Source organism: Flavobacterium sp. F52, from assembly GCF_000278705.1.
GTDB lineage: Bacteria > Bacteroidota > Bacteroidia > Flavobacteriales > Flavobacteriaceae > Flavobacterium > Flavobacterium anhuiense.
In genome coordinates, this window is sequence record NZ_AKZQ01000002.1 from 23,443 (window position 1) to 37,261 (window position 13,819).

Annotated in this window: 10 protein-coding genes; 8 read left to right on the plus strand and 2 right to left on the minus strand. The window is 34.1% G+C overall.

What is annotated here, in order from left to right; genetic code table 11:
* Positions 1-139 precede the first annotated feature (139 nt).
* The gene (locus FF52_RS00490; RefSeq protein WP_008462048.1) at positions 140-2,068 is read left to right on the plus strand and encodes an amino acid permease; all 1,929 of its coding nucleotides are present in this window, start codon (positions 140-142) and stop codon (positions 2,066-2,068) included.
* A gap of 299 nt (positions 2,069-2,367) precedes the next feature.
* Positions 2,368-3,462 carry a DUF695 domain-containing protein gene (locus FF52_RS00495; RefSeq protein ID WP_008462049.1) on the plus strand — a complete coding sequence of 365 codons (1,095 nt, stop codon included), beginning with the start codon at positions 2,368-2,370 and terminating at the stop codon, positions 3,460-3,462.
* A 159-nt stretch (positions 3,463-3,621) separates the two neighbouring features.
* On the opposite strand, the gene FF52_RS00500 is transcribed toward FF52_RS00495, so the two are convergent.
* Positions 3,622-4,872, minus strand: a complete 1,251-nt coding sequence (locus tag FF52_RS00500; RefSeq protein ID WP_008462050.1) for an aminotransferase class I/II-fold pyridoxal phosphate-dependent enzyme — start codon at positions 4,870-4,872, stop codon at positions 3,622-3,624.
* A gap of 248 nt (positions 4,873-5,120) precedes the next feature.
* Between FF52_RS00500 and FF52_RS00505 the strand changes: the two genes are divergently transcribed.
* From FF52_RS00505 to FF52_RS00515, 3 genes are all read left to right on the plus strand, one after another.
* Positions 5,121-5,579 (plus strand): Lrp/AsnC family transcriptional regulator, encoded by a 459-nt coding sequence (locus tag FF52_RS00505; RefSeq protein WP_008462051.1) that lies wholly within the window; start codon positions 5,121-5,123, stop codon positions 5,577-5,579.
* Positions 5,580-5,864: 285 nt separating this feature from the next.
* Entirely contained in the window at positions 5,865-7,268 is a 1,404-nt protein-coding gene (lpdA, locus tag FF52_RS00510) for a dihydrolipoyl dehydrogenase (RefSeq protein ID WP_008462053.1), read from the plus strand.
* Positions 7,269-7,416: 148 nt separating this feature from the next.
* The gene (locus tag FF52_RS00515) at positions 7,417-7,959 is read left to right on the plus strand and encodes a lipocalin family protein (RefSeq protein WP_008462055.1); all 543 of its coding nucleotides are present in this window, start codon (positions 7,417-7,419) and stop codon (positions 7,957-7,959) included.
* 58 nt (positions 7,960-8,017) lie between these two features.
* Here the strand turns inward: FF52_RS00515 and FF52_RS00520 are convergent, their stop codons facing one another.
* Positions 8,018-8,392 carry a DoxX family membrane protein gene (locus FF52_RS00520; RefSeq protein WP_008462057.1) on the minus strand — a complete coding sequence of 125 codons (375 nt, stop codon included), beginning with the start codon at positions 8,390-8,392 and terminating at the stop codon, positions 8,018-8,020.
* Positions 8,393-8,689: 297 nt separating this feature from the next.
* Here FF52_RS00520 and FF52_RS00525 point away from each other — a divergent pair, with 297 nt between their 5' ends.
* From FF52_RS00525 to FF52_RS00535, 3 genes are all read left to right on the plus strand, one after another.
* The gene (locus FF52_RS00525; protein ID WP_008462059.1) at positions 8,690-9,976 is read left to right on the plus strand and encodes an anthranilate synthase component I family protein; all 1,287 of its coding nucleotides are present in this window, start codon (positions 8,690-8,692) and stop codon (positions 9,974-9,976) included.
* Between the two features lie 283 nt (positions 9,977-10,259).
* Entirely contained in the window at positions 10,260-11,570 is a 1,311-nt protein-coding gene (tilS, locus tag FF52_RS00530; protein ID WP_035690534.1) for a tRNA lysidine(34) synthetase TilS, read from the plus strand.
* Positions 11,570-13,651, plus strand: a complete 2,082-nt coding sequence (locus FF52_RS00535) for a protein-disulfide reductase DsbD family protein (RefSeq protein WP_008462062.1) — start codon at positions 11,570-11,572, stop codon at positions 13,649-13,651. The genes tilS and FF52_RS00535 overlap by 1 nt, the downstream gene beginning before the upstream one ends.
* Positions 13,652-13,819 lie beyond the last annotated feature (168 nt).

The window sequence follows — 13,819 nt, forward strand, 5'->3', positions numbered from 1 at the left end:
ATTCGTGAATTCGTGGCAGAAAAAACACCTGTAAAAACAAAATCGTTTTATATATTTGAAATCAGGATAATTTTTGCATTATTTGCAAAATAAAACAAAAAGCACTGAATTAAATTAATTTATAACAGCAAAACATTATATGGCATTTTCAAGTTTATTCCGAAAGAAAACAGTACAGGATATTCTGAAGCAGGTTGCACAGAACGAAACAGACGGTCATAATGCCTTAGGAAAACATTTGACAACTAAGGATTTAACGGCTTTTGGAATCGCAGCTATTGTTGGAGCGGGAATTTTCAGTACCATTGGAAAAGCCAGTGCAGACGGTGGGCCAGCCGTAATTTTCTTATTCTTATTTACTGCTTTGGCATGTAGTTTTGCCGCTTTTGCTTACGCAGAATTTGCTTCGATGGTTCCAGTTTCTGGAAGTGCATACACTTACTCGTATGTAGCTTTTGGAGAATTAATTGCCTGGATTATCGGTTGGGCTTTAATCATGGAATATGCCGTTGGAAATATAACCGTTGCCATATCGTGGAGCGATTATTTTACAGGACTGCTCCAGAGTGGAGGAATTCATTTACCGCAATGGATCCAAATGGATTACCTAACTGCATCAAACGGTTTTAAGGATGCCGAAGCTTTAATGCGAGGCGGAAAATCATTCGAAAATTTAAGTGTTGCGTTACAACAGGCACACACAGCTTGGACCACAGCACCAACAATAGGATCTTTCCATTTTGTAACCGATATACCAGCTTTATTTATCATTATTTTGATTACAGCTTTGGTTTATAGAGGAATGAAAGAATCTCGTAATGCAAGCAACTTAATGGTTGTGGTAAAACTTTGCGTGGTGCTTTTAGTTATCGCAGTTGGAATATTTTATGTAGATACGGCAAACTGGAGTCCGTTTGCGCCAAATGGAGTTAGCGGCGTTTTAAAAGGAGTTTCAGCAGTATTCTTCGCTTACATTGGTTTTGATGCTATTTCGACAACAGCAGAAGAATGTAAAAATCCGCAACGAGATTTACCGCGAGGTATGATGTGGGCGATTATTATTTGTACACTTTTATATATTGCCATTGCTTTGGTTTTAACTGGAATGGTAAAATACCATGAATTAAACGTTGGAGATCCTTTGGCATTTGTATTCGATAAATTAGACTTAAAATGGATGTCTGGAATTATTGCCGTTAGTGCAGTAGTGGCTATGGCGAGCGTTTTATTGGTTTTTCAGATGGGACAGCCTCGTATCTGGATGAGTATGAGCCGTGATGGTTTATTGCCAAAGAAATTCTCAACCGTTCATCCAAAATTCAAAACGCCTTCGTTTGCTACAATCGTAACAGGATTTGTTGTGGCGATTCCAGCATTATTCTTAAACCTTACCATGGTAACCGATTTATGTAGTATCGGGACTTTGTTTGCCTTTGTGTTGGTTTGTGCAGGAGTTTTAGTATTGCAGAACAAACCTGAAATTCCAAGAGGAAAATTCAAAACGCCTTATATCAATTCAAAATATATTTTGCCAGTTTTAATGATTGCTGGATTGTATTATGCTTTTGCATTCAATAATAAAGCTACTATGGCGTTTATCAATAACGATCCGCAGATTTATGATGCGACTTCGATTGTCACTTCTTTAGATAAATCAGAATCGGAACAAGTTTTCAAATATCTAGAAAGTATCGAAGTCAACAATAAAACTGCCGAAACTTCAGATTTAGAACATTTATTAGGACAATATCAGGATGATGAAACCAAATATGCTGAGGTTGTAAAAGGTCTTCCAATTGCTGATTCTGCAAAATACGAATCAGGTTTTGGGTTATTTAAACACAAAATTCCAATGTGGATATTCTTATTCGTTTTGGTTGGATTAGCGGTTTGGGCTTTCAGAAAAAATCTTTCTTTAATTCCTCTTTTAGGATTAATCTGCTGTTTGTATATGATGGCCGAATTAAGCGTTTGGAACTGGATTTATTTTACAATCTGGTTAATCATTGGATTGCTGATTTACTTTACTTACAGTAGAAAAAATAGTAAACTGAACTTCGTAAGTTAAGAGTTATAGATTATAAGTAAGCCGTTCTGAATAATTTAAGAACGGCTTTTTTTATGGAAAAATTATTTGCACGCAGATTTTAAATGATTGTAACAGATTTAGTTTTGGATTTTTATATAAAAAATCGGTTAAAATCTGCCTTAATCTCTTTAAATCTGCGTGAAATAACTTTTAAAGTTTAACTCATTCGCAATGAGAACGTTTTAAAACATTCTAATTTTTATACAAATATTCTTAAATTTTAAAAGGACTTTTCCTTAAGTTTGTTTCTCGCAAAATTTAAATTATTTTTTTAGTACATGAGTTTTCTCGATAAAATATTGGGCAAAAAAGGAGCTCCAATACAATCTTATAATGATTTCTGGAATTGGTTTTCGGCAAATGAAAAAGCGTTTTTTAAAACGGTTCAAAGCGGAGAAAATATACATCAAGGTTTTTTTGATAAACTAGCTCCAAAGCTGGATGAAATACACGAAGGAATTTATTTCCTTACCGGAATGTTTGACGATCAGACCGCCGAATTGGTTTTGACGCCAGACGGAGCAATTAGAAACATTTACGTGATTGAAGAATTAGTTGCTAGCGCTCCTAAAATTGACGGCTGGAAGTTTACAGCTCTAAAACCGGCTTCAGATGTCAATAATATAGGCATTACTTATCAGGATTTTGAATTCAGGAAAGAAAACCTAAAATTTTATCCTCGTGTTCACGAAGATTATCCAGACGAAATAGATTTGGTAATTGTTTATGATCATTTTGTTGAAGAGAAAAAATCTAATATATCCAATGGAGTTTATATTTTTCTTGATAATTATTTGGGCGAACTGCATTCTGTTACCTTAATTGATAATTTAGTTGTTGCAGGACCAGAACAAACTTCTGAGGAGCTAATACCGATCGAGAAATTAAAAGATTATTTAATTTGGAGAGAAAAAGAATTTGTGGAGAAATACGAAGGAACCCGACATAATACGGAGAATGATAGTTATGCTAATTTTGAAGGTAAAAAGCAAGATGGTTCAATCGTTTTGGCCTTGATTAATACCACAATTATTGAATGGGATAAAAAAGCATCTCATCCTTGGGTTTTTATAATCGGAATTCCTTTTGATGATTGCGATAATGGCGGATTACCTGATGAAAAAACATATAAGCTGTTAGAGGAAATCGAAGAAGAAATTATTTATAGTTTACCAGATTCCGAAGGCTATTTAAATGTGGGAAGAGAAACCGCAAACAATAAAAGGGAAATCTTTTTTACTTGCAAAGACTTTAGAAAACCATCAAAAATTGCTGATGAATTAATTAAAAAATACAGCGGTGTTTTTGAAATAAGCTACGAAATCTACAAGGATAAATACTGGCAATCGTTTAGACATTTTGAGCCAAGATAAATTGCAAAAAGCCGTTCTAAGATTTTAGAACGGCTTTTTCATTTCCAAAAAAAATCCGCTTAGAGAAAAGCTCTCCAGCGGATTCAAAACAATCTAAAAAAAAAATGTGCAAATTTATTTATAGAGTGATGTTTCTTATTTATAGGGAAGAAAAAAAACTTAGTCCCGATAGCTATCGGGATAGCAACTCAGAACCTTAGAATCTTTTTTTAAAACTCCAAGTTCAACCATACAAGCTTTCATCATTTCGTAAGTGCGCTGAATATCATTATCCAATCCGATAGAAAAACGAATTAAACCATCTGTCAATCCCATTTCTTTCTGTTCTTCTAACGGAATTTCGCTGGAAGTTGAAGTTCCCGGCGCGCTGAATAACGTTTTGTAAAAGCCTAAACTTACTGCGAGATATCCTAAATTTCTTTCTTGCATTAATTCCATTAGTTCATTGGCTTTTTCCAAAGAACCAACATCAATGGTTAGCATTCCGCCAAAACCATATTCTGGATTAATCATGGTTTTATACAATTCGTGACTCGGATGACTTTTTAATCCTGGATAAACCGTTTTTAAACCGTCTTTTTCAAACATATCAGCCAAATAATGCGCATTGTGGCTGTGCTGTTTGATTCGGATGTGAAGTGTTCTAAGGTTTTTCATCACACTTGCAGAACGCAAACTATCCATTGTTGGCCCTAAAAGCATGCTCGCGCCAGAATTTACATTTTTCAACGAATTGATAAATTCTTTAGAAGCACAAGTGACACCACCAACCGTATCGCTGCTTCCGTTAATGTATTTTGTCAAACTATGAATTACGATATCAGCACCTAATTTTGCAGGAGAAACTGATAATGGCGAAAATGTATTGTCAACAACCAATTTCAAATTATGTCTTTTAGCAATTTTAGCCAAGCCACGAATATCAGCTACTTCTAAAAGCGGATTACTAACCGTTTCGCAATACAAAACTTTAGTTTTAGGAGTAATCGCCGCTTCGACAACATCCAATTTTGTGATGTCAACAAAGCTCGTTTCAATTCCGAATCTTGGCGTAAAGTTTTTCAAGAAAGCATAAGTTCCGCCATAAATTGTTCGGCTTGAAACGATATGATCGCGCGCACCGCAAAGCTGTAGTAGAGTAGGCGTAATAGCTCCCATTCCTGAAGCAGAAACATTTGCTGTTTCGGTTTCTTCCATCGCTGCCAATGCCTGATCTAAGTATAAATTACTAGGAGATGAATGACGCGAATATAAATAACAGCCTTCCATATTGCCTTCAAAAGTATCAAACATGGTTTTAGCCGAAAGAAAAGTATAAGTCGATGAATCAGAAATCGACGGATTCACACCGCCAAATTCGCCAAAATATTGCAAATCCTGAATTTTATCTGCTGGGTTGAAGTTTTTCATTTTTATGTCATTGCGAGGGACGAAGCGATCTCATCCTCAAGATTAATTATTTAAAATTTTATTCAAAGGAAAAAGGAATTAGATAATTAATCAATAATGCGTCAATTAATTAGATTTTAAAACTATAAAAAGGTATTAATTGTTATTTTTAATCTAATTTTGAAGTAAAAAAACAATGTAATATAGATTTTCTTTCGAATGCAAAGAACTATCAACCATCAACCATCAACCAAAAACCATCAACCAAAATGACTTTAGACGCTATAGATAAAAAACTTCTGGTTTTACTTCAAACCGATAGCAAAAAAACAACCAAAGAATTATCATTAAAACTTGATCTTTCGGTTACAGCGGTATATGAACGAATTAAAAAGTTAGAACGCGAAGGCATAATAAAAAACTATGTGGCATTAGTCGATAAATCCAAAATTGAAAAAGGATTTGTGGTTTTTTGCCATTTAAAACTCATTCAACACACAAAAGAATTTCTAACCAAATTCGAAAGCGAAGTCATTAAACTCAATGAAGTTCTAGAATGCCATCACGTAAGCGGCGATTATGATTATATTCTAAAAGTTCTGGTAAAAGATATGGAAGCGTATCGAGAGTTTTTAGTAACCAAACTTACTTCACTTCAACATATCGGAAGTACGCAAAGTATGTTTATGATTAGCGAAGTGAAGAATTCTACGGTGATTTCGTTCTGAGATTCTAAGGTTTTTTATCTCGCAAAGGCGCTAAGTCTCAAAGATTATTATTTAATATTAGACCTTGGATCTCCAGCTAAAGCAGGAGGCAATTCAAAATACTTTGCGACTCTGCGTCTTTGCGAGATAAAAAAAAAAGAATACTTTGCGAACCTTTGCGTAATTCTTAGCGCTCTTTGCGGTAAAACTTCGATCCAAAATTTCACACAAAAAACATTGAAAATTAAACCTCAAACAGAACTTTATTGCTTAATTTTGTAACCGCTAAAATAAAAACAAAATACTATGAGTTCATTTGACGTAGTCATTATAGGTTCAGGTCCTGGAGGATATGTATCAGCAATTCGTTGCGCGCAATTAGGTTTTAAAACTGCAATTGTAGAAAAATATAATTCATTAGGCGGAACTTGCCTTAACGTAGGTTGTATTCCTTCAAAAGCATTGTTATCTTCTTCTCACCATTATTCAGAAATCGCTCATTTTGCAGATCACGGAATCGAAGTTTCTGGCGATGTAAAAATCAATTTAGAGAAAATGATCGCGCGCAAACAAGCTGTTGTAGATCAAACTGTGGGTGGAATCAACTACCTAATGGATAAAAATAAAATTACTGTTTTCAATGGTTTAGGTTCTTTCGTAGATGCAACTCACATTGCTATTGCAAAAGCTGACGGAACATCTGAAACTATCGAAGCAAAATATACTGTAATTGCTACAGGATCAAAACCATCTTCTTTGCCATTCATCAAAATTGATAAAGAAAGAATTATTACTTCTACTGAAGCTTTGGCTTTAAAAGAAGTTCCAAAACACTTAGTTATCATCGGTGGTGGAGTTATCGGAATCGAGCTTGGACAAGTTTACCTTCGTTTAGGAGCGCAGGTTTCTGTAGTGGAATTCATGGACAGAATTATTCCTGGAATGGACGGAGCTCTTTCTAAAGAATTGACAAAAGTGTTGAAAAAACAAGGAATGAAATTCTACGTTTCTCACAAAGTAAAATCAGTTGAAAGAAATGGCGATGCTGTTGTAGTTCAGGCTGAAAACACAAAAGGAGAAACAATCACTCTTGAAGGAGATTACTCGTTAGTTTCAGTTGGTCGTCGTCCTTACACAGACGGATTAAACGCTGACAAAGCTGGAGTGAAAATTTCAGATAGAGGTCAAGTTGAAGTAAACGATCATTTGCAAACTAATGTTCCAAATATCTATGCAATTGGTGACGTTGTTCGTGGGGCAATGTTAGCGCACAAAGCAGAGGAAGAAGGAGTTATGGTTGCTGAAATCTTAGCAGGTCAAAAACCGCATATTGATTATAATTTAATTCCTGGTGTAGTTTACACTTGGCCAGAGGTTGCTGCAGTTGGACAAACTGAGGAGCAATTGAAAGCAGCTGGAGTAAAATACAAATCTGGAAGTTTCCCATTCAAAGCTTTAGGACGTGCAAGAGCAAGTGCTGACTTAGATGGATTTGTAAAAATCTTAGCTGATGAGAAAACAGATGAGGTTTTAGGAGTTCACATGATTGGTGCCCGTACAGCAGATTTAATTGCTGAAGCGGTTACTGCAATGGAATTCAAAGCATCTGCTGAAGATATTTCAAGAATGAGCCATGCGCACCCAACTTTCGCGGAAGCGGTAAAAGAAGCAGCATTGGCAGCTACTGAAAATAGAGCTTTACACGTATAATTTTTAAGTTAAATCATATTTACAAACCGTCTCGTTAAAAAATGAGACGGTTTTTTTGTGCTCCATATAATATAATAATCAAAAATAATTTTGTAAATTAGATGTATATTTCAGGTGCTATCTTTATGACAACTAAAAAGATAGTGTTATGAAAAACAGATATATAATTCCAATTTTGATTGGAGCAGGAATCGGATTCGCATTATATTCTTGCGGAGGCGGAATTCCAAAAAACGCAAAAGCTGTTACAAACTTTGACAGTGCAAAATATCTCGGAAAGTGGTACGAAATTGCTAGATTGGATTATAAATGGGAAAGAGATCTGGACAATGTGACTGCCGAGTATTCTTTAAATGAAGATAAAACAATAAAAGTCGATAATAAGGGCTATAATGTCAAAAAAGACAAGTGGGAACAAAGTGTCGGGAAAGCTAGATTTGTCAAAAAAGACAATATTGGTATGCTGAAAGTCTCATTTTTTGGTCCTTTTTATTCTGGTTACAATGTCGTAGCAATCGACCCTGATTATAAATACGCACTTGTAGCTGGAGAAAGTTTAAAATATATGTGGATACTTTCTAGAGAAAAAACAATTCCAGAAAGTATAAAAGCAGATTTTCTTATCAAAGCTCAGGAAATTGGGTATAATGTTACCGATTTGGTGTGGGTAAAACACGATAAGGCAAATTAAAAATAAAAGTCCGCCAGTATAATGCTGACGGACTTTTTTATTTCGATTTGAAAAATACTTATGCAGTAAAAACACTTTTGTAATTATCCCAGTATCTGTAAATCAAGAAAAGGTTTCCTAGAAAAAGAAGAACTGCGATAGGCAGACCGTCTGGAGTGAGGAAATAATTGATAAACAAAATATTTACCGTAATGGGTAAGATCAAGATGTTTGCTAGAGTTACGTAACGCCCAGTCACAAATGCAATTCCACACAATAACTCGATAGATTTTGCCATTGGCATTAAATACGTGGAAGCCATTAAACCTACGTTAAAAGCCTTAAAGTTTCCCGTAGTTTCTGGTTCGGGCATGAGATGGAAAAAATAACTGATAGAGGCAAACAGTAGCAAAAGGCCAATTAAAACGCGGACAATAATTGTGGCAATTTTCATAATACTTAGGATTTTTTAAGGTTAAAAAACATAATTAAGTTATTGGAAAAGAAACAATCTATAAGCTTAAATTAGAATCGCAAATTGTTTTTTTGAGGTTCTTTTTTAAGGATCTTATAATTAAATTAATGCTCTTTTGGGATTAATCTAATTGTATATCAAATATAACGAATTTTTTCTTATAAAATGAATGTCTTTTTAACAGTTTTGTAATGTAATTCAAAACATTTGATTATTTTTTTGTTTTCCTCTAATGAAATAATTTTGTCGTAATTTTGACCTTTAAAATTACCATTTTTGAGAGTTTCCATCCGTAAAAATATTGCCAATCCAAAACTGTTTAAGGAGCAGATTTTAAGTTGGGCGCAACAATTTCGCGAAGTTGTTTTTTTAGACAGTAATTCTTATCCGCAGCAATATTCTAGTTTTGACTGCATGTTGGCAGTTGACGCTTTTACGTCTTTAAAAACTGATTATTACAACGCTTTTGAAGATTTAAAACAATATCAGCAAAACACAAAAGACTGGCTTTTTGGATATCTTTCTTATGATTTGAAGAATGATATCGAAAATCTTCAATCTAATAATTTTGATGGTTTGAATTTTCCCGATTTGTTTTTCTTTCAGCCTAAAAAAGTTTTTATCCTTAAAGGGAATGAACTTGAAATTCAGTATTTAATGCTTTGTGATGATGAGGTTGAAGAAGATTTTGGTGAAATAATCCAAAGCCCAAATTCCAAATTCCAAAGTTTGGAATCTTTAGAAATTAAGCAACGCATTTCTAAAGATTTATACATTCAGAAAGTAAATAAAATGCTCGAACATATTCATATTGGTGATATGTACGAAGCGAATTTCTGTATGGAATTTTATGCGGAAAATGCGATAATAAATCCGTTAGAAAAGTTTCAAAAACTGAACGAAATATCACAAGCGCCTTTTTCTGTTTTCTTTAAAAATTACAAGCATTATTTGCTTTCAGCTTCGCCAGAACGTTATTTAAAAAAAGTAGGTGATAAGATTATTTCACAGCCAATCAAAGGAACTTCTAAGCGTTTTTCAGATCCAATTGAAGATGAAAAATCAAAAAATATCTTAGCCTCTGATACCAAAGAACGTGCTGAAAATATCATGATAACCGATTTGGTTCGAAATGATTTATCGCATACGGCACAAAAAGGTTCTGTGGAGGTTGAAGAACTTTGCGGAATTTATTCGTTTTTGCAGGTACATCAGATGATTTCTACGATAACTTCAAAATTAGATCCTAAATATTCAGCAGTAGATGTTTTGAAGACAACTTTCCCAATGGGAAGCATGACTGGAGCGCCAAAGATTTCGGTTATGGAAATTGTTGAAAATCTAGAAGAAACCAAAAGAGGGTTATACAGCGGTGCAGTTGGTTATTTTACGCCAGAAGGTGATTTTGATTTTAATGTCGTAATCCGAAGTATTTTATACAATCAGGAAAATAAATATGTTTCTTTTTCCGTGGGAAGTGCTATCACATCGCTTTCAATTCCAGAAAAAGAATATGAAGAATGTTTGCTGAAGGCAAAAGCAATGCACGAAGTTTTGCAGTAATTTTTTTTCGCCACGACCCGAGCGATAGCGAACAGGCGAAGCAATTCACGAATTATTTTTCATAATCATTGCGCATATTTTTTAGCTACTCCCCGATAGCTATCGGGATAAAAAGATTTACACATATTTCTTTTAATCATTTTAATCCTTTAATCTGTGGCTATTTTTTTAAGCGAACTGAAGAAAAAAATAATTCGTGGAAATTCGTGTAATTCGTGGCAAAAAAATAACGCTTAACATTTCGTTTAAAAATAGTTCGAATTTAATTTTTTACTTTTATCAGATGTTTTCAAAATTTCAAAATCATATCGTTTCAAGATTTCCTTTTTTAGCCGAAAAGAAGCTTTTTCTGGCTGTAAGTGGCGGACTAGACAGTATGGTTTTGCTGCATTTGATGAATCAACTGCCTTATGAAATTGCCGTTTTGCATTGCAATTTCCAGCTTCGCGGACTTGAAAGTTTTGGAGATCAGGAATTTATTCAGGATTACTGCAATCAAAATAATATTCCAATTTTCACCACTCATTTTGATACCGAAGCTTTTGCTAAAGATTATAAGCTATCTACGCAAGTTGCAGCGAGAGAATTGCGTTATAGTTGGTTTTATGAACTTTTAGAAGAAAAAAACTTTGATTACATTTTAACTGCTCATCATGCCGATGATAATCTGGAAACTTTTATCATTAACTTAACTCGCGGAACTGGTTTGGAAGGTTTGACTGGAATTCCCGAACAAAATGATAGAATAATTCGTCCGTTGCTTCCTTTTTCAAGAGAAGAAATCTTGAAATATGCAGAAGAAAAAAAGATAGAATGGAGAGAAGACAGCAGTAATGCTTCAACAAAATATCTCAGAAATAAGATTCGCCATAATTTGGTTCCAGTTTTAAAAGAAATCAATCCGAATTTTTTGGATGCTTTTCAGAAAACGCAATCTTTTCTTCAAGAATCAAAAGAAATGGTTGAAGATGCATCGATTATTGTTTATCAACAAGTAGCAAAAGAAGAAGGAGATGATATTCATTTCGATTTAAATCAGTTAAAAAAACTTCCAAATTATAAATCGTATTTGTATCAATGGCTGAAAGAATTTGGTTTTTCTGCTTGGAATGATATTTACGATTTGGTTGAAGGGCAATCTGGTAAACAAGTTCTCTCTGAGAAGTTTAGATTGTTGAAAAATAGAGAAACACTTATTTTAAGTCCGTTTTTTGAAACATCAGAAAAGGACGAATATGAAATTAATGAAAACGCTACAGAAGTTAATTTTCCCTTAAAAATGAGTCTTTGTAACGTAGGTCACACAACATTCGGTTCAAATAAAGTTATATTTGTCGACTCTGATAAAATCCGTTATCCTTTGATTTTGCGTAAATGGAGAGAAGGCGACGTTTTTCAGCCATTTGGAATGCAAGGAAAGTCAAAAAAGGTAAGCAAGCTTTTTAAAGATGAAAAACTTTCTTTGATTGAAAAGGAAAAAATTTGGATTTTATGCTCAGATAATCAAATCGTCTGGGTAGTCGGAATGAGACAAGACGAACGTTTTAAAATAGAAAAAGCCACAAATAAAATACTTAAAATAGAATTACTATAATGAACTTTACACAAGCCCATCAGTCCATAATTTCAAAAAGTATCTGGAATAAAATAAACGTTTTTTTACTCTTTTTCTTTTTTGCATTAGCAAGTAATGCTCAAATATTAGAACCAGTAAAATGGACTTCTAAAATAGAGAAAAAAGGAGATAAGGTTATTCTAATTTTTGATGGAACGATTGAAAAAGACTGGCATATGTATTCTCAGTTTACTCCAGACGGCGGACCGCTTGCTTTGGAAATTTCGTTTAAAAACCAAAAAGGAAATTACGAGTTGGTTGGAAAAGCAAAAGAAGGTAAAACAAGAACAGCTTTTAACGATGTTTTTGGTGTAGATGAAACTTTTTTTGAAGGCAAAGCACATATTGAACAAGAGATAAAAATCATTAACCCAAATTTAAAAACGGTTGATGTAGATTTTGATTTTCAGGTTTGTAAAGAAGTTTGTATCAATTCGAGTAAGAAATTCTCGATCGCTGTTCCTTCAACATTTAAAATGAACGAAGTTCCAGTTGTTTCAGAGGCTAAATTGGACGAAACAAAAGTAGTTGGTCTAGCAGTTGATACGGTTAAAAAAGAAGAGGCAGTACAGCCAAAAATAGAGAAAACAGCAGAAACGGCAGCAGCAGAAATTCCTGCGCCAGCTCCTTCTAGAAGTTTATGGTCGATCTTTTTTCTTGCATTTTTAGGTGGTTTTGCAGCTTTATTTACGCCATGTGTTTTCCCAATGATTCCTATGACAGTGAGCTTTTTTACAAAACAAAGTAAAAGCAGAGCAAAAGGAATTAGAAATGCTATTTTTTACGGATTATCAATCATTGCGATTTATGTGATTTTAGGATTGATTGTAACCAAAATATTTGGTGCAGATGCATTAAATGCGTTATCGACAGATGTTTGGTTCAATCTTATTTTCTTCGTGATTTTAATCATTTTTGCTGTTTCATTTTTAGGAGCATTCGAAATTATGCTTCCAAATTCATGGGCAAACAAAGCTGATCAGCAAGCAGATAAAGGTGGTTTGGTTGGGATATTATTTATGGCTTTGGCTTTGGCAATCGTGTCGTTTTCGTGCACAGGACCAATTGTAGGGACATTGTTGGTTGAAGCAGCTTCAAATGGAGGGATCGCGCCAATTGTTGGAATGTTAGGATTCTCTTCTGCATTAGCTTTGCCATTTATGTTATTTGCATTGTTTCCGGGGTGGTTGAATTCGTTACCAAAATCTGGTGGATGGCTAAACACTGTAAAAGTTGTTTTAGGATTTTTAGAATTGGCATTAGCATTCAAATTCTTGTCAAATGCCGATTTGGTTTTACAATTGCATTTCTTGGAAAGAGAAGTTTTCTTAGCGATTTGGATTGCTATTTTTGGAACTCTTGCATTCTATTTATTCGGAAAAATTACATTGCCGCACGATAGCCCAACTCATCATATTTCAGTCGGAAGATTATCATTAGGATTAATTGTTTTAAGTTTTACAATTTATATGATTCCTGGACTTTGGGGAGCGCCTTTAAAATTAATCAGTGCATTCCCGCCGCCGCCGCAGTATAGCGAAAGTCCGTTTGGAGTAGGAGGTTCAGGAAACGGAGCAGTTTCGGCAGGCTCTATTAAAGGTATGCCAGAAGGTGCTGAATTAGGACCTCACGGAATTATGGTTTTCCATGATTACGAAGATGGTTTAGCTTATGCTAAAGAAATCAATAAGCCAATTATGCTAGATTTTACAGGTTATGCTTGTGTGAATTGCAGAAAAATGGAAAATAATGTTTGGTCAGATCCTTCCGTTTTACCAATTCTTAAAAATGATGTGGTTTTGATTTCACTTTATGTTGATGATAAGCGTGAATTGCCAAAGGAAGAACAGTTTACAACTGAAGCAGGAGATAAAATCATTACAGTTGGAGATAAATGGACCGATTTTATGATTTCCAAATATAAAACCAATACACAGCCTTTGTATGTTATTACGGATTTAGAAGGGAATAATTTAAACAGCACAAAGCCAACAATCAGTTATGTGAGTACAGAAGAATATTTGCAATGGCTGAAAGAAGGAATTTCGAATTTTAAGTAATCAAGAGAAAAGAGAATAGAGAAAAGAAAATAGATTAGTAATTCAGAAATCTTAGTTTTAATCTGCAATCTATTCTCTATTTTCTTTTTTCTATAATCTAAATCTAAAATATAAAAGGGATTAATTCAAAAGCAAAAAGCACTCTAAGTCAAATTTAGAGTGCTTTTT